The organism is Leclercia sp. LTM14 (genome assembly GCF_023736175.1).
Classification (GTDB): domain Bacteria; phylum Pseudomonadota; class Gammaproteobacteria; order Enterobacterales; family Enterobacteriaceae; genus Enterobacter; species Enterobacter barmai.
On sequence record NZ_JAIKTT010000028.1, the window covers coordinates 1 to 558 of the forward strand.

Annotated in this window: 2 tRNA genes; both read right to left on the reverse strand. The window is 48.6% G+C overall.

Annotated features, from left to right (window positions below):
* Window positions 1-239 precede the first annotated feature (239 nt).
* Window positions 240-315: transfer RNA gene (locus tag K5I40_RS23765), tRNA-Ala, on the reverse strand.
* Between the two features lie 46 nt (window positions 316-361).
* Window positions 362-438: transfer RNA gene (locus K5I40_RS23770), tRNA-Ile, on the reverse strand.
* Between the last annotated feature and the right edge of the window lie 120 nt (window positions 439-558).

Sequence of the window (558 nt, forward strand, 5' to 3'; positions counted from 1 at the left end):
TGACTGCCAGGGCATCCACCGTGTACGCTTAGTCGCTTAACCTCACAACCCGAAGCTGTTTCACTTCGCGTTGTGAAAATTTGAGAGACTCGAACACACTTACCATCTGTTCTTATTACGGAGAACAGACACAGTGTGTCGTTTCAATTTTCAGCTTGATCCAGATTTTTAAAGAGCAAAACTTCGCAGCGCACCTTCGCAGGTACACTCTGAAGTTTTCATGTTGTCGCAGTAAAGGATGGTGGAGCTATGCGGGATCGAACCGCAGACCTCCTGCGTGCAAGGCAGGCGCTCTCCCAGCTGAGCTATAACCCCATCGCAAAATGCTAATCTCTGTACCGCTCATCCTTTAAAAGGAGTTTGGTAGGCCTGAGTGGACTTGAACCACCGACCTCACCCTTATCAGGGGTGCGCTCTAACCACCTGAGCTACAAGCCTGCAGAGATTTTTTACTGCTAATTTTCATCAGACAATCTGTGTGAGCACTACAAAGGCAGGTTCTTTAAGGTAAGGAGGTGATCCAACCGCAGGTTCCCCTACGGTTACCTTGTTACGACT